Annotated in this window: 19 protein-coding genes; 13 read left to right on the plus strand and 6 right to left on the minus strand. The window is 63.2% G+C overall.

The annotated features are described in order from the left end of the window. The first annotated feature begins 135 nt into the window (after window positions 1-135). The 13 genes from M511_RS01975 to M511_RS02035 all read left to right on the plus strand — a co-directional run bounded on the left by M511_RS01975 (window position 136) and on the right by M511_RS02035 (window position 11,211). Window positions 136-726 carry an anthranilate synthase component II gene (locus tag M511_RS01975; RefSeq protein WP_085501225.1) on the plus strand — a complete coding sequence of 197 codons (591 nt, stop codon included), beginning with the start codon at window positions 136-138 and terminating at the stop codon, window positions 724-726. Continuing rightward, window positions 723-1,763, plus strand: coding sequence for an anthranilate phosphoribosyltransferase (gene trpD / locus M511_RS01980; RefSeq protein ID WP_085501226.1), 1,041 nt, complete (start codon window positions 723-725; stop codon window positions 1,761-1,763). Before M511_RS01975 ends, trpD begins: the two co-directional genes overlap by 4 nt. Beyond that, window positions 1,756-2,424 (plus strand): uracil-DNA glycosylase, encoded by a 669-nt coding sequence (locus M511_RS01985; protein ID WP_085501227.1) that lies wholly within the window; start codon window positions 1,756-1,758, stop codon window positions 2,422-2,424. The genes trpD and M511_RS01985 overlap by 8 nt, the downstream gene beginning before the upstream one ends. Before the next feature lie 9 nt (window positions 2,425-2,433). Then, window positions 2,434-3,225, plus strand: coding sequence for an indole-3-glycerol phosphate synthase TrpC (gene trpC / locus M511_RS01990; protein WP_085501228.1), 792 nt, complete (start codon window positions 2,434-2,436; stop codon window positions 3,223-3,225). Continuing rightward, window positions 3,222-3,692 (plus strand): cyclic pyranopterin monophosphate synthase MoaC, encoded by a 471-nt coding sequence (gene moaC / locus M511_RS01995; protein ID WP_010392706.1) that lies wholly within the window; start codon window positions 3,222-3,224, stop codon window positions 3,690-3,692. Before trpC ends, moaC begins: the two co-directional genes overlap by 4 nt. Window positions 3,693-3,704: 12 nt before the next feature. Beyond that, window positions 3,705-4,886, plus strand: a complete 1,182-nt coding sequence (locus tag M511_RS02000; protein ID WP_085501229.1) for a molybdopterin molybdotransferase MoeA — start codon at window positions 3,705-3,707, stop codon at window positions 4,884-4,886. Between the two features lie 101 nt (window positions 4,887-4,987). Beyond that, complete coding sequence (gene lexA, locus M511_RS02005; protein ID WP_085501230.1) at window positions 4,988-5,686, plus strand: transcriptional repressor LexA; 699 nt, start codon at window positions 4,988-4,990, stop codon at window positions 5,684-5,686. Between the two features lie 120 nt (window positions 5,687-5,806). After that, window positions 5,807-6,955 (plus strand): D-alanyl-D-alanine carboxypeptidase family protein, encoded by a 1,149-nt coding sequence (locus tag M511_RS02010; RefSeq protein WP_010392714.1) that lies wholly within the window; start codon window positions 5,807-5,809, stop codon window positions 6,953-6,955. 15 nt (window positions 6,956-6,970) lie between these two features. Further along, window positions 6,971-7,570 carry a dTMP kinase gene (tmk, locus tag M511_RS02015; RefSeq protein ID WP_010392716.1) on the plus strand — a complete coding sequence of 200 codons (600 nt, stop codon included), beginning with the start codon at window positions 6,971-6,973 and terminating at the stop codon, window positions 7,568-7,570. Continuing rightward, window positions 7,567-8,664: a DNA polymerase III subunit delta' gene (locus tag M511_RS02020; RefSeq protein ID WP_085501231.1), complete on the plus strand. Its 1,098-nt coding sequence runs from the start codon at window positions 7,567-7,569 to the stop codon at window positions 8,662-8,664. Before tmk ends, M511_RS02020 begins: the two co-directional genes overlap by 4 nt. Before the next feature lie 11 nt (window positions 8,665-8,675). After that, window positions 8,676-9,473 carry a TatD family hydrolase gene (locus M511_RS02025; RefSeq protein ID WP_010392721.1) on the plus strand — a complete coding sequence of 266 codons (798 nt, stop codon included), beginning with the start codon at window positions 8,676-8,678 and terminating at the stop codon, window positions 9,471-9,473. Next, entirely contained in the window at window positions 9,470-10,270 is an 801-nt protein-coding gene (locus tag M511_RS02030; protein ID WP_085501232.1) for an MBL fold metallo-hydrolase, read from the plus strand. The genes M511_RS02025 and M511_RS02030 overlap by 4 nt, the downstream gene beginning before the upstream one ends. Next, the gene (locus M511_RS02035) at window positions 10,267-11,211 is read left to right on the plus strand and encodes an AEC family transporter (RefSeq protein WP_085501233.1); all 945 of its coding nucleotides are present in this window, start codon (window positions 10,267-10,269) and stop codon (window positions 11,209-11,211) included. Before M511_RS02030 ends, M511_RS02035 begins: the two co-directional genes overlap by 4 nt. 35 nt (window positions 11,212-11,246) lie before the next feature. On the opposite strand, the gene M511_RS02040 is transcribed toward M511_RS02035, so the two are convergent. From M511_RS02040 to M511_RS02065, 6 genes are all read right to left on the minus strand, one after another. Beyond that, window positions 11,247-12,200 (minus strand): ABC transporter permease, encoded by a 954-nt coding sequence (locus M511_RS02040; RefSeq protein WP_029371373.1) that lies wholly within the window; start codon window positions 12,198-12,200, stop codon window positions 11,247-11,249. A 5-nt stretch (window positions 12,201-12,205) separates the two neighbouring features. Beyond that, a complete protein-coding gene (locus tag M511_RS02045; RefSeq protein ID WP_085501234.1) occupies window positions 12,206-13,507 on the minus strand; it encodes an ABC transporter permease in 1,302 nt (433 codons plus the stop codon). Window positions 13,508-13,580: 73 nt separating this feature from the next. Then, on the minus strand, window positions 13,581-14,663 hold the full coding sequence (locus M511_RS02050; protein WP_029371376.1) for an ABC transporter substrate-binding protein: 1,083 nt from the start codon (window positions 14,661-14,663) through the stop codon (window positions 13,581-13,583). 107 nt (window positions 14,664-14,770) lie between these two features. After that, window positions 14,771-15,853 carry an ABC transporter substrate-binding protein gene (locus M511_RS02055; RefSeq protein ID WP_085501295.1) on the minus strand — a complete coding sequence of 361 codons (1,083 nt, stop codon included), beginning with the start codon at window positions 15,851-15,853 and terminating at the stop codon, window positions 14,771-14,773. 32 nt (window positions 15,854-15,885) lie between these two features. Beyond that, entirely contained in the window at window positions 15,886-16,992 is a 1,107-nt protein-coding gene (locus M511_RS02060) for an ABC transporter ATP-binding protein (RefSeq protein WP_040601657.1), read from the minus strand. Between the two features lie 403 nt (window positions 16,993-17,395). Next, on the minus strand, window positions 17,396-18,121 hold the full coding sequence (locus M511_RS02065; RefSeq protein ID WP_085501235.1) for an SDR family oxidoreductase: 726 nt from the start codon (window positions 18,119-18,121) through the stop codon (window positions 17,396-17,398). Window positions 18,122-18,123: the final 2 nt, after the last annotated feature.

Consider the following 18,123-nt stretch of genomic DNA (forward strand, 5'->3'; position numbering starts at 1 on the left):
TACGCCGCCTTAATGCCAAGCTGCATATGCCCGGCAAGGTTTTTCTTGCCCCGCGGTCTTGACCGGCCGCAAGGCTTTGGACCATCTATAGCCGCAGACTTTCCGGGGTTCACCCCCCAATGCAAGGCGCCCGCCATGATCCTGCTCATCGACAATTACGACAGCTTTACCTGGAACCTTGTCCATTACATGGGCGAGGCCGGGGCCGAGGTCGTCGTCCGCCGCAACGACGTGCTGAGCGTGGACGAGGCGCTGACCATGGGGGCACAGGGAATCGTGATCTCGCCCGGGCCCTGCACCCCGTCGCAAGCAGGGATCATCGTACCGCTGATCCAGGCAGCAGCAGAAAAGGGCGTACCGCTTTTGGGTGTCTGCCTTGGTCATCAGGCCATCGGTGAGGCATTCGGCGGCAAAGTCGTGCGCGCCTGCCGCATCGTTCATGGCAAAACCGACGCCATCACGCATCAGGGCATCGGCGTCTTTGCCGGGCTGCCTTCGCCACTGACCGCGACGCGCTATCACTCGCTCGCGGTCGAACCGGAAAGCCTGCCCGACTGCCTGAGCGTCACCGCCACCGCAGCGGATGGCACCATCATGGGACTGATGCACAAGACCCTGCCGGTCGAGGGCGTGCAGTTCCACCCCGAAAGCATCGCCTCGGAATACGGTCACGACATGATCCGCAATTTCCTGCGCCGCTGCCAGAATGTGGACGCCGCCGAATGAAGGCCGCACGCACCGACATCCGCCCGCTGATCGGCCTTGCCGCCACCCGCCCGCTGACCGGGGCCGAGGCCGAGGCCGCCTTTTCCGCGCTGTTCGAAGGTGCCGCCACCCCCGCCCAGATCGGCGGGCTGCTGATGGCGATGCGCGTGCGCGGCGAAACGGTCGAGGAAATGGCCGCCGCGACCCGCGCCATGCGCGCCCGCATGAACCGCATCGACGCCCCCGAAGGGGCTGTCGACATCGTCGGGACCGGCGGCGACGGTAAGGGCACGCTGAACATCTCGACCGCCACGGCCTTTGTCGTCGCAGGCGCAGACGTACCGGTTGCCAAGCACGGTAATCGCAACCTGTCCTCAAAATCCGGCTCGGCGGACGCGCTGACCCATCTGGGACTGAATGTGATGTCCACCCCCGAGATTGCCGAGCATGCTTTGGCGACAACGGGGATCTGCTTCATGATGGCCCCGGTGCATCACCCGGCCATGCGCCATGTTGGCCCCGCACGGGCCGAACTGGGGACGCGGACGATCTTTAACCTGCTGGGGCCGATGACGAACCCCGGCCTTGTCAAACGTCAGCTTACCGGGACGTTCGATAAGGTCTGGAACCGTCCGATGGCTGAGACGCTGCGCACGCTTGGCTCGGAATGCGCATGGCTGGTGCATGGCGGCGACGGCACGGATGAAATCTCGATTGCTGCGCCGACCTGGGTTGCGCAGCTCAAGGACGGCGAGATCACCGAATTCGAGATCACGCCCGAGGACGCAGGCCTGCCGATCCACCCCTTTGAGGCGATTCTGGGCGGAGAGCCTGCCGAGAATGCCGCCGCACTGAGGGCGCTGCTTGAGGGCGCTGCGGGGGCCTACCGCGATGCGGTATTGCTGAACGCCTCGGCTGCGCTGCTGATCGCGGGCAAGGCCGCCGATCTGCGGGAAGGGGTCGAGATCGCCCGCGACTCGATCGACAGCGGCAAGGCCAAGGCCAAGCTTGCCGCGCTGGCAGCCGAGGTCGGCGCCCCGCCCGAACCGCATGACTGAGGATATCGCCTCCCCCCGCGCATGGGCCGATCTGCCATTCTTTCGACAGGACTGGCCGGGTATCGCCGCCCGGCTGCGCGGCCATGACTGGCTGCCGGGTCCCGCGCGGGTCTTTGCGGCGCTTGAGCTGACGCCGCCTGAAAATGTGCGGGTGGTCATCCTGGGGCAAGACCCCTACCCCACGCCCGGCCATGCGAACGGGCTGGCCTTTTCGGTAACGCCGGAAACCGCGCTGCCACGCTCACTGAAAAACATCTATGCCGAGATACGCGAGGATATCGGCGCAGCACCTGCAAACGGCGACCTGAGCCATTGGGCAAGGGCCGGGGTGCTGCTGCTCAACACCTCGCTTTCCGTGCCGCCCGGTCAGGCCGGGGCACATGCAAAATGGGGCTGGGACAGGCTGGCGCGTCAGGCCGTCGCCCGCGCGCAACAGGTCCGTCCCTTGGCCTTTATCCTTTGGGGCGGACATGCACAAAAGGCACTGGCCGGGCTGCCGCGCCCACAGGATCTGGTGATCGAAAGCGCCCATCCCTCGCCCCTGTCGGCGCGGCGGGGCTTTTTCGGCTCGCGCCCCTTCAGCCAGGTGAACGACTGGCTGCAAGCCCAAGGCCAGCCCGGCATCGACTGGGCCCTTTCCGAAACCGCCGCTGCGGGGTAAAGCTGAACCATGGATATTCTTGACCGCATCAAGTCCTATAAGCTTGAAGAAATCGCAGCCGCCAAGGCCGCCCGGCCGCTGGCAGGGATTGAGGCCGCCGCCCGCGCCGCCGGCGCCCCCCGGGGGTTTGCCCGTGCGCTGAGTGAAAAGGCCGAGACCGGCCATGCGCTGATCGCCGAGATCAAAAAGGCCAGCCCCTCAAAGGGTCTGATCCGACCCGATTTCGACCCGCCAGCCCTGGCCCGCGCCTATCAGAAAGGTGGCGCGGCCTGCCTTTCGGTTCTGACCGACGCCCCCAGCTTTCAGGGCGCGCCGGAGTTTCTGACCGCCGCGCGCGCGGCCTGTGATCTGCCTGTGCTGCGCAAGGATTTCCTGTACGATACCTATCAGGTGGCCGAAGCCCGCGCCTGGGGGGCGGATTGTATCCTGATCATCATGGCCTCGGTCGATGATGTGCTGGCCGCTGAATTGCAGGACGCGGCCTTTCACTGGGGTATGGACGCGCTGATCGAGGTGCATGACCGCGCCGAACTCGACCGCGCGCTAAGGCTGAAATCCCCGCTGATCGGGGTGAACAACCGCAATCTCAAGACCTTTGAGGTCAGCCTGAACACGACGCTGGATCTGGCGCCGCATGTGCCCGCCGACCGTGATTTAGTGTGCGAAAGCGGGCTGTTCACGCCCGCCGACCTTGACCGTATGGCCGAGGCCGGGGTGCGCCGTTTCCTCATCGGCGAAAGCCTGATGCGGCAAGAGGACGTCACCGGCGCCACCCGCAACATCCTGGGCCTCGCGGCATGAGCCTGACCCATTTCGACGCTCAGGGACAGGCCCATATGGTCGATGTCTCGCAAAAGCCCGAAACAACGCGCGAGGCGGTGGCCGAGGGGGTGGTGCTGATGTCAGCCGGAACACTGGCGCTGGCTCAGGGTGGCGCGGCCAAGGGCGATGTGATGGGCGTTGCGCGGCTTGCCGGGATCATGGGGGCCAAGCGGACCTCGGATCTGATCCCGCTTTGCCATCCGCTGCCGATTACCAAGGTCTCGGTCGATCTTGTGGCCGAACCCGCGCTGCCCGGCATCCGGGTCACCGCCACCGTCCGCACCACCGGCAAGACCGGCGTCGAGATGGAGGCGCTGACCGCTGTCTCGACCGCCTGTCTGACGGTTTATGACATGCTCAAGGCCGCGCAAAAGGACATGCGTATCGAAAGCATCCGCCTGCTCTCGAAAACAGGTGGCAAGTCCGGCGATTTTCGCGCGCCCTGAAAGGGGGAAACCATGATCAGCGTCGAAGAAGCCCGCGCCCGCGTTCTGGCCCTTGCCCGCCCGCCCGAACCTGAGCAGATTGCGCTGGAACATGCGCTTGGCCGCGCCATGATCGCGCCCGCCGTTGCGCGGCTGACGCAGCCCCCTTTTGATGCCGCAGCCATGGATGGATATGCGCTGCGTTCGGCCGACCTTCCCGGCCCGCTATCCGTGATCGGAACCGCCGCCGCTGGTCAGCCTTGGCAGGGTGAACCCGCGCCTGGGACCGCCATTCGCATCTTTACCGGCGCCCCGGTCCCGGCGGGTTATGACCGTGTTGTCATGCAGGAAATCGTTACCCGTGATGAGGACCAGATCACCGTCGCGGATGCCGGCCAGAACCTGAATATCCGTGCACGCGGAAACGACTTTGCCGAAGGTCACGAGTTCCAGCCCGCCCGCCCGCTGCGCCCGGCAGATCTGGCGTTGCTCGCTGCAATGAACGTGCCTCGTCTGACGGTCGCACGCCGCCCCCGCATCGCCGTATTGGCAGGTGGGGATGAGCTTGTGCGCCCCGGTTCTGACCCCGCGCCGGGCCAGATCATCAGTTCGAACGACATCGCCATCGCTGCATTGGCGCGCGAGGCGGGGGCCGAGCCAATCGTCCTGCCTCTTGCCCGCGACACCGAGGAAAGCCTGCGCGATCGCTTTGCCGAGGCCGAGGGCTGCGACCTGATCGTCACCATTGGCGGAGCCTCGGTCGGAGATCACGACCTGATCGCCAAGGTTGCAGCCGATCTTGGCATGGAACGCGCTTTTTATAAGCTTGCCATGCGGCCCGGCAAACCGCTGATGGCCGGGCGGATCGCCAATGCGGCCATGCTGGGTCTGCCCGGAAACCCCGTCTCTGCCGTGGTTTGCGCAAAACTCTTCATGCAGCCACTGATCCGCGCCATACAGGGCCTGCCACCGGGCCCCGAGCCGCTGCAGGCGGTGCTGGGGCGCGATCTGCCCCCCGAAGGAAATCGTCAACACTACCTGCGGGCGCAGCTGTCGGCGGGCGACGGTATACCCGTGATCGAACCCTTTGCCGACCAGGATTCCGCGCGGCTGTGGGTACTCGCCCAGGCTGATGCGCTGCTGATCCGCCCCGCAGATGATCCCGCACGCAAGGCCGGAGAGCGGGTAAATTACCTGCCGCTCCAGCAGCGTTAACCGGCCATTTACCCGAATCGCCATAAAGATTGACGCAACACAGGACCTGCGCTAGAACATTCAATGAACATGGTGGCGCCGCAGCAGATCGGGGGCAAGGCATGCTGACAAAGAAACAGATCCAGCTTCTTGAGTTCATTCAGGCGCGCATGGCCCGCGACGGGGTTCCACCCTCTTTTGACGAGATGAAGCTGGCGCTGGACCTGCGCTCCAAATCGGGGATCCACAGGCTTGTGACCGCGCTGGAGGAGCGTGGTTTCATCCGCCGCCTGCCCCATCGCGCGCGGGCACTGGAAATCGTCCGCCTGCCCGACACCCTTAGCAAAGGCACGGGTTTTCAACCCCGTGTGATCGACGGATCGGCCCCCGGTCGGCCCGGCCCCCTGCCGCGCGGCGCGATGGATGTTGCGGCCTCGGCTGTTGAGCTGCCGGTGATGGGCCGCATCGCCGCCGGTGTTCCGATCGAGGCGATCTCGGAAATCTCACATCACATCGCCGTGCCGGGCTCAATGCTCGCAGGTCAGGATCGTCACTATGCGCTTGAAGTGCGCGGCGACTCGATGATCGAGGCCGGGATTAACGATGGCGATGTGGTGGTGATCCGTGAACAGGACATTGCCGATAATGGCGATATCGTGGTGGCGCTGATCGAAAGCCAGGAAGTGACGCTGAAGCGTTTCCGCCGCAAGGGCGGCATGATCGCGCTTGAGGCCGCGAACTCTGCTTATGAAACCCGCGTCCTGCCCGAAGACAAGGTACGCATCCAGGGCCGCCTCGTCGGGTTGATCCGCAGCTACTAGGCTCAGGGCCAAAGGGCTCTGTTTCCTGTTCAATTGCGCGGCACGAATGGCCGGGTGGCGTTGCGGGTTTCGACCGGCTGGGGTAACCATGGCCCAAAGGCGACAGGTCAAGGACAATCCATGCGCGCTCTGACACTTCACATCCTCGCTCTGGTCATGATGCTAGCTCTGCCGGCGCGGGCTTTCGACACCAATGCCCGCGCGGCCTGGGTCTATGATGTGGCGACCGGCACCGTGTTGATGGAAAAGAATGCCGATGAGGCCCTGCCCCCGGCCTCGATGTCCAAGCTGATGACCATCTATATGCTGTTCGAGGCCCTGCATGAGGGTCGGGTACAGCTGGATACCCGCCTGCCCGTCTCGACCAAGGCCCGGCAGATGCAGGGTTCGACCATGTTCCTGAACGAACAGGACCGCCCCACGGTCGAAGAGCTGATCAAGGGCATCATCGTGCTTTCCGGCAATGATGCCTGCGTTGTGGTGGCCGAGGGGCTTGCCGGCACCGAAGAAGCTTTTGCCCGTCAGATGACCGAACGCGGCCGGCAGTTGGGGCTGACCCAATCGACCTTTGCCAATGCCTCGGGCTGGCCCGATCCCCGTCACCGCATGTCCGCACATGATCTGGGTATTCTGGCACAGCACCTGATCAGCGACTTCCCCGAGCTTTACAGGAATTTTGCCATCGAGGAATTCCGCTTTGACAATCGCGCCCCGGCAAACCGCTTTAACCGCAACCCGCTGCTCAAGCTTGGCATCGGCGCGGACGGGCTGAAAACCGGCCATACCCAAGAGGCGGGCTATGGCCTTGTCGGCTCGGCGGTTCAGGGTGACCGCCGCGTGATTTTTGTGATCACGGGCCTTCCCAGCGAAAAGGCCCGCGCCGAAGAGGCCGAGCGTATCGTCAACTGGGCCTATCGCCAGTTCACCATGAAAACCATCGTCCCCAAGGGTGAGATTGTTGCCCAAGCTCCGGTCTGGCTTGGCAGCAAAAGCAGGGTTGGCCTGACCACCGCCGATGGCGTCAAGGTGCTGATCCCGGCCGGCTCGCAATCCGGCGTCACCGCCGAGGCAGTGTTTCGTGGCCCCATCGAGGCACCGATCACCCAGGGTGACCGCTTGGGTGAGCTGGTCGTGACCATCCCCGGCGCCGGGCAGTCGCGTTTGCCGCTTTTGGCCGCAAGCGATGTCGCCCGCACCGGGGTCCTGGGCCGGATGCAGGGCGCCGCCATGCGTCTGGGCGAAAAAGCTTATAAAGCCGTGCGGAACTGAGGCCGCTCCCCAAGCATGTTCATCAGTTTCGAGGGCATAGACGGATCAGGGAAATCGACGCAGGCGCGGCGGCTTGCCCAGACTTTGGCGGCGCGCGCCACCGAGGTGGTGTTGACCCGCGAACCCGGCGGCAGTGAGGGCGCCGAGGAAATCCGCCGTCTGCTGGTCGAGGGCCGCGGCGAACGCTGGTCCCCTGAAACCGAGCTTTTGCTCTTTACCGCCGCACGCCGAGACCATGTGGAACGGCTGATCCGCCCGGCGCGCGCCCGCGGCGCTTGGGTTATTACCGACCGCTTTGCCGATTCCACCCGTGTCTATCAGGGACTCGTGCGGGCCGATCTGCGCCAACTTGTCGAAGAGCTGCACCGGCTGACCATCGGCATCGAGCCGGACCTGACTTTTATCATCGACATCGACCCCGAGGTTTCCTTGACACGTGGGCAAGCGCGCGGCGGCCCCGAGGACCGGTTTGAAACCTTTGGCCTGACCTTTCAGAAAAAGCTGCGTGAGGGTTTCCTGACCCTTGCCGCCGAGGCGCCCGAACGTATCCGTGTCATAGATGGCAGCGGCAGCGAGGATGAGGTTGCCACCCGCGTTCTGGCGGCGCTGACATGAGCAGACCCGCCGCCAGCGACGAGACGCTTCCCGAACCGGATCGCGTACCCGGCGCACCCCACCCGCGTGAGGCCACCCGCGTCATTGGGCAGGATGCTGCGATTGCCGACTTCATCGCCGCTGCCCGGGCCCAACGGCTGCATCATGCCTGGCTGATCTCAGGCCCCAGGGGAACGGGCAAAGCCACCCTTGCCTGGAATGTCGCCAAATGGTTGCTGAGCGGCGCTGACACCCCGGACCTGTCCACCCACCCCGAGGACCCGATTATCCGGCGCATCCGCGCCCTGTCCGAGCCGCGCCTGCTTCTTGTCCGCCGCCCGGTTGATGAGAAAACCCAGCGCCTGCGGGCAGAAATCACCGTGGATGAGATCCGCCGTTTACAGAGCTTTTTCCACCTGAGCGCGGCCGAGGGCGGCCATCGCGTCGCCATCATCGATGCGGCGGATGAGATGAATCAGGCCGCAGCCAATGCGCTGTTAAAGCTGCTGGAAGAGCCGCCGCAGGATTCGACCCTGCTGCTTATCGCGCATCAGCCTGCGCGGCTTTTGCCGACCATCCGCTCACGTTGCCGCGAACTGCGGCTGCATCCGCTCAGCCCCGAGGATATGGGGCAGGTTTTGCAGGATCTGGGCCTTGACCACGACGCGGCACAGCTGTCGGCCCTGTCAGGCGGTTCGATTGGCGAGGCGCTGCGGCTGGCGGGTCAGGATGGGCTAGAGGTCTATCAGCGCATCGTCGGGCTTTTTGCTGATTACCCGCGCATGGACCGCCGCGCTGCCGCAGCGCTTGCCGAACTGGCAGCAGGCCGCGCGGGGGCCGAGGGCGATCCCTTTGATCTGGTGGTCACCCTGCTTGACCGTTTCCTGACCCGGGCGGCACGAGCTGGCCTGCTGGGCGCACCTCTGCCCGAGGCAGCCAAGGGTGAGACCGAGGTCCTGCGCCGCATCTCGCCCGATGCTGTGGCGGCCCGGCTTTGGGCGGGCGCACAGGCCGAACTCTCTGCCCGCGCCCGGGCCGGCAGGTCGGTCAACCTTGACCCTTCCGCGCTGGTGTTGGATATGCTGATCGGGCTTGCCAACCAGCCCGCCGTCTGACGGAATCTGCCATGTCCGAACCTGACCTTCCCCTCCTGGTGGACAGCCATTGCCACTTGGATTTCCCCGACTTTGACGGCGAACAGGCCGATCTGATTGCACGCGCCCAGGCCGCTGGCGTGATCCGCATGGTCACGATCTGCACCCGGATGTACAAAGAGCCGGCCGTGCGCGCCATCGCCGAGGCCTATCCCGGCGTATTTTACGCAGCCGGCATCCACCCGATGTATGCCGCCGAAGAGCCGCTGGTCACGGTTGATGAACTGGTGGCGCTTTCCGCACATCCGAAATTCGTCGGCATTGGCGAGACTGGACTGGATTATCACTATACCGCCGACAGCGCCGCCGTTCAGGCTGAAAGCCTGCGCATCCACATCGAGGCTGCACGCCGCACCGGCCTGCCACTGATCATCCACTCGCGTGATGCCGATGAAGATATGGCACGCATCCTGACCGAAGAGTACCGTACCGGCGCGTTTACCGGCGTCATGCATTGCTATACCAGCGGGCCGGAACTGGCCCGTGCGGCGCTGGAGATCGGCTTTTACCTGTCCATGTCAGGGATCGCGGCTTTTCCGCGCTCGACCGGGATCCGCGAGATTTTCGCCGCCGCGCCTCAGGACCGTATCCTGGTTGAGACTGACGCGCCTTACCTCGCCCCCCCACCCTATCGCGGCAAGCGCAATGAACCGGCCTATGTCGTCCACACCGCAAAGGTCGGGGCCGACCTTCTGGGAATGACCGAGGCAGAGTTCGCACGCCTTACCTCACAGAACTTCGAGCGGCTGTTCAGCAAGGCCGTGGCATGATCCGGGCCACGATCCTTGGCTGCGGTTCCTCGGGCGGGGTGCCGCGGCTGGGCAATCGCTGGGGCGAGTGCAACCCGGATAATCCGCGCAACCGGCGGCGCCGCTGCTCGCTGCTGGTCGAGCGTGTTGGCCAGGACGGCGCCACCCGGCTGTTGATCGACACGGGCCCCGATCTGGTGCCGCAACTGCTTGATGCCGGCGTGGCCGAGCTTGACGCCGTCGCCTATACCCACGCCCATGCCGATCATACCCATGGGATCGACGACCTGCGTCAGATCGTATTTAATATCGGCAGTCGCTTGCCGGTCTGGGCGGATGCACAGACGACCGAGGCTTTGAAAACCCGGTTTGGTTATGCGTTCGAGACGCCTTTGGGATCCTCTTATCCGCCGATCTGCGACCTTTACCCGATCCGCGGCCCCTTTGCCGTCCAAGGCGCTGGCGGCCCGATTGAGGTCACGCCTTTTACGGTCAATCACGGTGATATCGACGCGCTTGGCTTTCGTATCGGCGGCAACGGACAAAGCCTTATCTATCTGCCCGATGTGCTGTCGATCCCCGAAGAGGCCTGGTCGGTCATCAAGGGGTGCGAGGTCTTTATCTGCGATGCGCTGCGCCGCACGCCGCATCCAAGCCATGCCCATCTGGCGCTGACGCTGGAATGGCTGGTCCGTTCGGGCTGTGTGCAAGGTGTGGTGACCAATATGCACATCGACCTGGATTATGACGCCGTGATGGCCGAGACCCCTGATAACGTGGTCCCCGCTTATGATGGGATGCAGATCGAACTGACATGACCGCGCTTTTCGACGTCATCCTGCCGGTCTTTCTGGTCGTCGGCTTTGGCTATCTGGTCTGCTGGCGCAAATGGCTGACCGAGGTGGCGGTCGATGGCGTGATGCGCTTTGCCCAGAACTTTGCCCTGCCGGTGCTGCTGTTTTCAGCCATCGCCAGGCTGGATCTGGGGGCGAATTACAACCCGCTGCTGCTTTTGGCTTTTTACTGTGGCGCGATCCTGTCCTTTCTGCTGGGCGTTGCACTGGCGCGCTATTGGCTGAGGCGCCCGGTCGAGGACGCCATCGCCATCGGCTTTGTCTGCCTGTTTTCAAACTCGCTGCTGCTTGGCGTGCCGATCACCGAGCGCGCCTATGGGGCCGAGGCGCTGGTGGGCAACTTTACCATCATCTCGATCCATTCGCCGCTGCTTTACACGTTTGGCATCACGGCGATGGAGTTCGCCCGCGCACAGGGCCAGAACCTGCCTCTGGGCCGGGTGGCGCTACGCGCACTGTCGGGGGTTTTGCACACGCCTTTGGTGATCGGCATTCTGTGCGGCTTTGCCATGAACCTGATGGGCCTTGCCGGACTGGTCATGCCCGACGGTTTCTGGGCCGCGGTCACGATGATGTCCAGCGCCGCCCTGCCCGCCGCCCTCTTTGGACTGGGGGGTATTCTTTACCGCTACCGCCCCGAAGGCGAGATGCGGGCGATTGCGCTGTGCTGCTTTGGCTCACTCCTGTTGCACCCGGCAGTGACTTTCGGGCTGGGCAAGCTCTTTGCCCTCAGCATCGCCGAGATGCGTTCGGCCGTCGTTACCGCAGCAATGCCGCCCGGGGTCAACGCCTATCTTTTTGCTGCGCTTTACGGGGTGGCGAAACGCGTGTCAGCCTCGGCGGTGCTGGTAGCGACGGGGTTGTCGATCGTGACTGTGTGGTTCTGGCTGGGCGCCCTGCCCTGATATGAAAACGCCGCCCCTTGGGGCGGCGCTTATCTTTACCGCGGGGTCAGGCCGCGCAGCCGCTCGGACCGGCGTCGCAACAGCTCGACCGTGGTCAATAGCGCAATCGAAAAAATCACCAGCAGCGTTGCTACCGCAAGGATCGCAGGCGAAATCTGTTCGCGAATACCGTTCCACATCTGGCGCGGGATGGTCTGCTGATCCGGACCAGCGATGAACAGGACCGCCACGACCTCGTCAAACGAGGTGACAAAGGCAAATAGTGCCCCCGAGATCACGCCCGGCAGGATAAGCGGCATGGTGATGCGAAAGAACGTCGTACGCGGGTTGGCGCCAAGACTTGCCGCCGCACGGTTCAGCGACTGGTCAAAACCGATCAGCGTCGCGGTCACGGTAATGATGACAAAGGGAATCCCCAGCGTCGCATGGGCCAGGATCACGCCCAGATATGTCCCGGCCAGCCGTCCGCATTCCGGGTTCAGTCCAAGCCAGCTCAGAGGTTCGCAGGGGTTCGAGTAAAAGAAGAACATCCCCGTCGCGGTAATGATGATCGGCACGATCATGGGCGAGATCAGGATCGCCATGATCGCACGCCGCCACGGCATCTCGGGCCGTGACAGACCCAGCGCGGCCAGCGTCCCCAGGACAGTGGCGATCAGCGTCGAGAATACGCCGATGATGATCGAGCTTTTCGCCGCATTCACCCATTTGGCATTGTGCCAGGCATCCGCCCACCAGCTGAGGTCGCGCGGCGCATCAGGTCGCGCCATGCCAAAGGTCAAGAGGCTGTCATACCAGCGCAGCGAATAGCCGTCGGGGTCAAAGGACAACATCTTGTCAGTAAAGGTGAAATAGGGCTCGGCGTTGAACGATAGCGGGATCACCACCACGATCGGCGCGATCAGAAAGAAAAAGATCGCCGCGCAGATCACCAGATATGCGTAATGCCAGATTTTTTCCAGCGGAGAGGCATAGGTAGGAAGAGCCATGGCGATCACCCAAGCTTCAGATTGTCGATGCCGACAAGACGGTCATAGACCCAGTAAAGCACCAGCACTCCGGCCAGCAGCAGCGCGGCAAGGGCCGCAGCCATCGACCAGTTCAGCGTCTGCGTCATATGCATGGCGATCATGTTCGAGATCAGCTGACCCGACGATCCGCCAACCAGCGCCGGCGTGATGTAATAGCCGACCGCAAGGATAAAGACGAGCAACGCCCCCGCCCCCAGCCCCGGCAGGGTCTGCGGGAAATAGATCCGGCGGAATGCAGTCCAGCTGGTTGCACCAAGGCTGCGGGCCGCGCGGACGTAAGAGGGGTTGATGGTCCGCATCACCGAATAAAGCGGCAGGATCATGAAGGGCAGCAGGATATGCGTCATCGCAATAATGGTGCCCGTCTGGTTAAAGATCATCTGTAGCCGCTGGCTGTTGCCGATCACCCCCAGCCAGACAAGGACATCATTGACCACGCCTTGCTGCTGCAACAGCACCATCCACGCGGTCGTCCGGACCAGCAGCGAGGTCCAGAAGGGCAAAAGCACCAGGATCATCAGCAGGTTTGATCTGCGCATCGGCAGGGTGGCCAGCAGATGCGCGATCGGAAAGCCCAGCAGGAAGGTCATGAAGGTGATGACCAGCGACAGCCAAAAGGTGCGCATGAACAGTTTGACATAGATCTGCTGTTGCGCCGGAGCCGAGACGATATTGCCCTGTTCGTCACGGGTGCGGTCTACCGCCGCCAGATAGAAATTCGAGGTATAGGGCGAGGATGCCTCGCGCATCACCGACCATAGTTTCGGATCGCCCCATTTCTGGTCCATCTCAAGGATGGCCTCTTTGTAGGGCGGCTCGATACCCGAACGGGCCTTGCGCCCTGCCGAGGTGAACAGCGAACGCGTGCCGGGCATATCATAGTTGATACGGGTGCCGACCACGCCGATGGTACGCGCCTTGGCCGCCGCCTGCAGATCCTCGGCCAGCGCCGCCCAAGCCGCATCGTCAGGCTCGGTGCCGCGCGGGTTTTCGTGAAACCACGCGCTGAGACTGGGCATATTGGCCGAAAAGCCGTCATTCTTGACCGAACGTTGCAGCATCTGCCCAATCGGCACCACAAAGGTGATCAGAATGAACAGCAAAAGCGGCAGAACAAGCAGAAAGGCCCGCCGGCGTGCGCGCCGTGAACTGCGCACAAGCGCCTGTTTCAGCGGTCGACCGTCTGCGGTCCTTAAGGTGCCGCCTTCGTCAGGGCCGGCGGCCTCGGTCACGATGGCGGCATGGGGGTCAAGGGCTTTGGCCATCTCAATCCTTCGTCAGGCGTTCCTTGGTCTTGGACTGCGGCCCGGACCAGCCGGGCCGCAGAAAGCGATGCGATCAGTTGGCGGCAAGCCAGCTGTTGAACCTTTCGGTCAGTTCGGCACCATGATCGGCCCAGAACTCCGGGTCGTCCATGACGGCGGTCTTCATATGCTCTTCGTTGGTCGGCATATGCGGACCCATCTCGGTCTTGCCATCCTCATACAGACCGACCAGTGCCGCCGAGCTTTTGCGCGACGGCCCATAGGCAATGTATTTCGCCTGATTGGCGAGCTGTTCGGTCGAGGTGGCGAATTTCAGATATTCCAGCGCCGCCTCGGGGTTGGGTGAGCCCTTGGGAATGGCGAACATGTCCATATCCATGTATTGCCCGTCCCAGATGATCTCGAAGGGCTTGCCCTCGCCCACCATGGCGTCAAAGAAGCGGCCGTTATAGCCAGTGGTCATCACCACCTCGCCATCGGCCAAAAGCTGGACCGGCTGGGCGCCTGCCTCCCACCAGACCACGTCTTTTTTGATGGTGTCGAGCTTGGCAAAGGCACGATCCACGCCCTCGGGCGTGCCAAGCGCCTCATATATCTGGTCGGGGGCGACGCCGTCAGCGATCAGCGCCAGATAAAGCGTGCGCTTGGGGTTCTTGGGCAGGCCGCGTTTGCCGGGGAATTTCGCGGTGTCAAAGAAATCCGCTGCCGTCGAGGGCTTTTCACCGCTGAACTTGGTAGTGTCAAAGGCGATAGGCGTGCCCCAAAAGATGTTGGCCACCGCACATTCGCGCAACGCGCCGGGGATAAAGTCCTGTTCGGCCGGGGTGCCATCGGGCGCGGGCGGCAGCGTGGCGGGGTCAATCTCGACCAGCGCGCCTTCGTCGCACAGGCGGATCGCGTCCGAAACCTCGATGTCAAAGACGTCGCCGGTGACATTTCCGGCCTCGACCTGGGCCTTGAGCGGCGTCGCGGGGTTGTCGGCAGCCATCATGTTTACCTTGATGCCGGTCTTTTCGGCAAAGGGCATGTTATAGGCCTGGACCTGCGACTTTTCATAAGCTCCGCCCCAGGACACGACGTTGACTTCCTGGTTCTGAGCCTGAGCCGCAAGACCCAGGCCACAAAGGGCCGTGGTCAGGATCAATCTGGTTCTCATGTTCTACTCCCGTTGGTTTTGCGGCTCTTGTGGCCGTTCTTGCGCCCGTTTCGGGCTTTTGGATGACCACGGCGAGAAACCCGCCGCGGCCGGCGATCAAAGGGGCGTCAGTTCGCCGCAAGCCAGGCGTTGAAACGCTCTTGCAGTTCGGCGTCGTGATCGACCCAGAAATCAAGATTCGAGGCCAGCGCCTCGGTCATGTTGTCAGCAAAGGTCGGCAGGTTCGGCCCCATCGGAACGTCGGTGCCTTCGATATTGCCGACCAGCGCAGCGGCCGATTTGCGCGGCGGACCGTAGCTGATGAACTCGGCCGCACGGGCCTGCTGTTCAGGCGCGGTCGAGAAGGCGATGAATTCCTTGGCCGCCTCGATATTCGGGGCGCCTTTCGGCACGACCCAGCCCTCCATCTCATAGATCTGGCCGTTCCAGACGATCTTGAAGGGTTTGCCCTCTTTCTGTGCAGCGTCAAAGATCCGGCCGTTGAAAGCAAAGGCCATCGTCACCTCGCCATCCGCCAAAAGCTGCGGAGGCTGGGCGCCGGCTTCCCACCAGATCACGTCGTTCTTGATGGTTTCCAGCTTGGCAAAGGCACGGTCCACGCCTTCGGGGGTGCCAAGCACCTCATAGACCTGATCGGGGGCGACGCCATCGGCCATCAGCGCAAGCTCAAGGTTGAACTTGGCACCCTTGCGCATGGTGCGCTTGCCGGGGAACTTGGCCGTGTCAAAGAAATCGGCAGGGCCAGCCGGTTTCGCGTCCGAGAACTTGCTGTCGTCATAGGCCAGGATCATCGAATAGACGTCCGTGCCGACGAAACAGTCGGTGATCGCGCCTTCGATAAAGTCATCGGCAGCGGCAGTGCCATCGCCCGCCGCGGTCAGGATCGATGAATCGATCTCTTCCAGCAGGCCCTCGTCGCACAGGCGCACGGCATCGGCATATTCGACCGAGGCGACGTCGATGGTGACGTTACCAGCCTCGACCTGGCCCTTGATGGGCGTGGCAGGGTTGTCCGCGTCCGAAACCGCGACCTTGATGCCGGTCTTGGCCTCGAAGGGCTTCACGTAAGCCTGGACATGGCTGTTGCCATAAGCCCCACCCCAGGACAGCAGGTTCAGCTGCTTGTCCTGCGCCTGAGCAGAGGCAGCGAAGGCGATCAGCGCAGAAGTCAGTATCAACGTGCGTTTCATCATAACTCCGTGGTTCCTTGCTGGATGCACACTCAGACCGGATCGAGGGCGCGGGCGTCTTCGGGATGCCAGCCGATCCGGATCGTCTGGCCGGGTGTCAGCTTCACCTGGCCAAGGGTATTGCGGTATTTCATGACGAAATCGTCCTGCCCCGCCACCTTGAGGCGCGCGCGCAGGATGTCGCCCATATAGATCACGTCCACGACATGCGCCTCAAGCGTATGGGCACCGGCGGGCATCAGCTCAGGCTTGAATTCGACCCGTTCCGGGCGGATCGAAACGGTGGTCTCTTGCCCGGTCTCGCGGATGTTGACGGCGGTGGCGTCGATCAGGTCGCCATTGCCCAGCCGCACCAGCGCCTTATCGTCCTGAAGCTGCTCAATCTTGCCGCGCAGCGCATTGTTTTCGCCGATAAAACCGGCGACAAAGCTGTTTTCGGGCTGCTCATAAAGCACGGCGGGCGGGGCAAGCTGCTGGATACGGCCGTCGTTAAAGACCGCGATACGGTCCGACATGGTCAGCGCCTCGCCCTGATCATGGGTGACATAGACCACCGTAATGCCCAGACGGTCATGCAGTGCCTTGATCTCGAACTGCATATGCTCGCGCAGCTGCTTGTCGAGCGCACCGAGCGGTTCGTCCATAAGCACCAGCTTGGGGTCAAAGACCAGCGCCCGCGCCAGGGCGATACGCTGCTGCTGCCCGCCTGAAAGCTGGGCCGGGCGACGGTTCTTGAACTGGCCCATCTGAACCATGTCGAGGGCGCGGGCGATGCGCGATTCGCGCTCGCTCTTGGTCATGCCGCGCACTTCCAGCGGAAAGGACAGATTCTCTCCCACCGTCATGTGGGGGAAAAGCGCGTAGTTCTGAAACACCATGCCGATGCCACGCTTATGCGGGGGCACATCGTTGATATTTTTGCCATCAAGCCGGATTTCGCCATGCGTCGCCGTCTCAAAGCCAGCCAGCATCATCAGACAGGTGGTCTTGCCCGAACCCGAGGGGCCGAGCATCGTCAGGAACTCGCCCTTGCCGATGGTCAGGTTCAGATCCTTTACGACAAGTGTTTGACCATCATAGCTTTTTTGGACGTGGTCAAAAACGACGAATGCGTCGTTGCCGGGCTGCGCAGTCACCATGCGGGCTCCCTGTTCCCTTGCTTGTTCGTTCTGTTTCCTGACACTAATCGGCGGCCCTCGCAGAATGCAACCGACTTGTAGATAAGGGATGGGGGCGGCATACCCCGTCCGGGCCGCGCCCCGCGCCGCTGCCCGTTTGCCTGGCATGTGCCTCTTTTCAGCAAAACCGCAGCTTCGCTATGGCAACCGGTGAGGGCATATCTTGACTGTCCAAGCCGTTACGGGGCGAAGAAAATCCCCCGCCAGCAGCCATCGAAAACAAAAAAGGCGCATCCCCGTCATGCCCTGCCTGGCATGCGCTTGGGATGCGCCGACACTCGTTTATCACTCGGCAGCCACCCGCGGGAATCGGGAAAATGCTGATGGCGCAAGCCGGTACCAACCCGCCTTGCCGCGCGATTTTTCAGACCGCCAGAAAGCCGCCATCCACGGGCAGCACCGCGCCCGACACCATGCTGCTGTCCGAGGACAGCAGCAGCGCGATGGCCTGCGCGACCTCTTCGGCCTCGGCAAAGCGGTTCAGCGGGTGACGCACCATCATCGGCTGGCTTTTCGCCGGGTCCGACCAGGCCTCAGCCGCCAGTTCGGTCAGGGTGATGGTCGGCGCAACCGCATTCACGCGGATGCCATGCGGTCCCAGTTCCTTGGCCAGCACACGGGTCGCCCCCTCAAGCCCGGCCTTCGAGGCTGCATAACACAAGTGGTCCTGAAAACCGCGATGACCAGCGATCGAGGTGATATTGACGATTGCGCCACCGCCACCCGCAGCAACCCGGGCGCGGGCGAATTCCTGACAGCAGATCAGCGCCGCGCGCAGGTTGATGCCCAAAACCGCCTCATATCCGGCCTCGGTCATGTCGAGCACGCTTTCCAGCACGTTGATACCGGCGCTGTTGATCAGATAGTCGGCGGTCCCGGCCTCGGCCATCGCGGCACGTGCAGCGGCCGGATCGGCCAGATCGACGCGGATGCCATGCGCACCGAATTCATCGCGCAGGCTGTCGAGATCGGATTGGGTCCGGCTTAATGCCACGACCTTGGCCCCACGCTGGGCCATGAGCTGGGCGCAGGCGCGGCCGATGCCCTTGCCCGCACCGGTGATGATGACGGTCTTGCCCGAGAATTGCATGT

It is taken from the genome of Paracoccus sp. J56 (genome assembly GCF_019633685.1).
Lineage (GTDB): Bacteria > Pseudomonadota > Alphaproteobacteria > Rhodobacterales > Rhodobacteraceae > Paracoccus > Paracoccus kondratievae.

Excerpts from the sequence above, each read along its gene's own strand:
- M511_RS01975 (WP_085501225.1), top strand. The coding sequence starts at position 136 with ATGATCCTGCTCATCGACAATTACGACAGCTTTACCTGGAACCTTGTC.
- trpD (WP_085501226.1), top strand. The coding sequence starts at position 723 with ATGAAGGCCGCACGCACCGACATCCGCCCGCTGATCGGCCTTGCCGCC.
- M511_RS01985 (WP_085501227.1), top strand. The coding sequence starts at position 1,756 with ATGACTGAGGATATCGCCTCCCCCCGCGCATGGGCCGATCTGCCATTC.
- trpC (WP_085501228.1), top strand. The coding sequence starts at position 2,434 with ATGGATATTCTTGACCGCATCAAGTCCTATAAGCTTGAAGAAATCGCA.
- moaC (WP_010392706.1), top strand. The coding sequence starts at position 3,222 with ATGAGCCTGACCCATTTCGACGCTCAGGGACAGGCCCATATGGTCGAT.
- M511_RS02000 (WP_085501229.1), top strand. The coding sequence starts at position 3,705 with ATGATCAGCGTCGAAGAAGCCCGCGCCCGCGTTCTGGCCCTTGCCCGC.
- lexA (WP_085501230.1), top strand. The coding sequence starts at position 4,988 with ATGCTGACAAAGAAACAGATCCAGCTTCTTGAGTTCATTCAGGCGCGC.
- M511_RS02010 (WP_010392714.1), top strand. The coding sequence starts at position 5,807 with ATGCGCGCTCTGACACTTCACATCCTCGCTCTGGTCATGATGCTAGCT.
- tmk (WP_010392716.1), top strand. The coding sequence starts at position 6,971 with ATGTTCATCAGTTTCGAGGGCATAGACGGATCAGGGAAATCGACGCAG.
- M511_RS02020 (WP_085501231.1), top strand. The coding sequence starts at position 7,567 with ATGAGCAGACCCGCCGCCAGCGACGAGACGCTTCCCGAACCGGATCGC.
- M511_RS02025 (WP_010392721.1), top strand. The coding sequence starts at position 8,676 with ATGTCCGAACCTGACCTTCCCCTCCTGGTGGACAGCCATTGCCACTTG.
- M511_RS02030 (WP_085501232.1), top strand. The coding sequence starts at position 9,470 with ATGATCCGGGCCACGATCCTTGGCTGCGGTTCCTCGGGCGGGGTGCCG.
- M511_RS02035 (WP_085501233.1), top strand. The coding sequence starts at position 10,267 with ATGACCGCGCTTTTCGACGTCATCCTGCCGGTCTTTCTGGTCGTCGGC.
- M511_RS02040 (WP_029371373.1), bottom strand. The coding sequence starts at position 12,200 with ATGGCTCTTCCTACCTATGCCTCTCCGCTGGAAAAAATCTGGCATTAC.
- M511_RS02045 (WP_085501234.1), bottom strand. The coding sequence starts at position 13,507 with ATGGCCAAAGCCCTTGACCCCCATGCCGCCATCGTGACCGAGGCCGCC.
- M511_RS02050 (WP_029371376.1), bottom strand. The coding sequence starts at position 14,663 with ATGAGAACCAGATTGATCCTGACCACGGCCCTTTGTGGCCTGGGTCTT.
- M511_RS02055 (WP_085501295.1), bottom strand. The coding sequence starts at position 15,853 with ATGAAACGCACGTTGATACTGACTTCTGCGCTGATCGCCTTCGCTGCC.
- M511_RS02060 (WP_040601657.1), bottom strand. The coding sequence starts at position 16,992 with ATGGTGACTGCGCAGCCCGGCAACGACGCATTCGTCGTTTTTGACCAC.
- M511_RS02065 (WP_085501235.1), bottom strand. The coding sequence starts at position 18,121 with ATGCAATTCTCGGGCAAGACCGTCATCATCACCGGTGCGGGCAAGGGC.